Source organism: Halomonas elongata (assembly GCF_029081005.1).
GTDB lineage: Bacteria > Pseudomonadota > Gammaproteobacteria > Pseudomonadales > Halomonadaceae > Halomonas > Halomonas elongata_B.
On sequence record NZ_JAJQTQ010000058.1, the window covers coordinates 1 to 1460 of the forward strand.

At 54.2% G+C, this 1460-nt stretch carries 1 tRNA gene and 1 rRNA gene; both read right to left on the reverse strand.

Annotation, left to right across the window (positions count from 1 at the left end):
• Nucleotides 1-1152: ribosomal RNA gene (locus tag LU493_RS19395) — 23S ribosomal RNA — on the reverse strand; the annotation flags it as partial.
• 232 nt (nucleotides 1153-1384) lie between these two features.
• Nucleotides 1385-1460, reverse strand: a tRNA-Ala gene (locus LU493_RS19400).

The window sequence follows — 1460 nt, forward strand, 5'->3', positions numbered from 1 at the left end:
CCGTAGCTTCGGTACCTGGTTTGAGCCCCGTTACATCTTCCGCGCAGGCCGACTCGACTAGTGAGCTATTACGCTTTCTTTAAAGGATGGCTGCTTCTAAGCCAACCTCCTAGCTGTCTAAGCCTTCCCACATCGTTTCCCACTTAACCAGGATTTCGGGACCTTAGCTGACGGTCTGGGTTGTTTCCCTTTCCACAACGGACGTTAGCACCCGCTGTGTGTCTCCCACGCTTGCACTCACCGGTATTCGGAGTTTGCCTCGGGTTGGTAAGCCGGGATGGCCCCCTAGCCGAAACAGTGCTCTACCCCCGGCGGTGATACGTGAGGCGCTACCTAAATAGCTTTCGAGGAGAACCAGCTATCTCCGGGCTTGATTAGCCTTTCACTCCGATCCACAAGTCATCCAAATCTTTTTCAACAGATCCTGGTTCGGTCCTCCAGTTGATGTTACTCAACCTTCAACCTGCTCATGGATAGATCGCCCGGTTTCGGGTCTATTTCCAGCGACTGGTCGCCCAGTTAAGACTCGATTTCTCTACGCCTCCCCTAATCGGTTAAGCTCGCCACTGAAAATAAGTCGCTGACCCATTATACAAAAGGTACGCGGTCACAGGACCTGCCTGCTCCCACTGCTTGTACGCACACGGTTTCAGGGTCTATTTCACTCCCCTCTCCGGGGTTCTTTTCGCCTTTCCCTCACGGTACTGGTTCACTATCGGTCAGCCAGGAGTATTTAGCCTTGGAGGATGGTCCCCCCGTCTTCAGTCAAGGTTTCACGTGCCCCGACCTACTCGATTTCACGTGACGCGGATTTCGGCTACGGGACTATCACCCTGTTTCGTCAGGCTTCCCAGCCTGTTCGCCTATCGGTTGTCACGCTTAAGGGCTACTCCCCGGTCGCTCGCCGCTACTGGGGGAATCTCGGTTGATTTCTGTTCCTCGGGGTACTGAGATGTTTCAGTTCCCCCGGTTCGCCTCCTGACCCTATGGATTCAGGTCAGAATACTCAGGTTGTCCTGAGTGGGTTTCCCCATTCGGAAATGCCCGGGTCGCAGGTTGTTTGCCACCTCGCCGAGCCTTATCGCAGGCTTCCACGTCCTTCATCGCCTCTGGCTGCCTAGGCATCCACCGTGTGCGCTTCATCGCTTGACCATATAACCCGAAGGAGTCTGGTCGCGATGACTCAACGACAATTGCCGGATACGCTTGAGACGTATCTCTATGTCCTTTCTTTCGAAAGGAACTTGTCAGCATGGTTACATTGTTAAAGAGCAATTAAAGCTAGAAGCTTTAAGCTGGAAGCTTGAAGAACAAGCGTCTAGCTTAAGGCTTCAATGACTGTGGGTGTCTTCCCGCTTCAAGCTTCCGGCTTCAAGCTTGAGCGTGGTGGAGCCTAGCGGGATCGAACCGCTGACCTCCTGCGTGCAAGGCAGGCGCTCTCCCAGCTGAGCTAAGGCCCC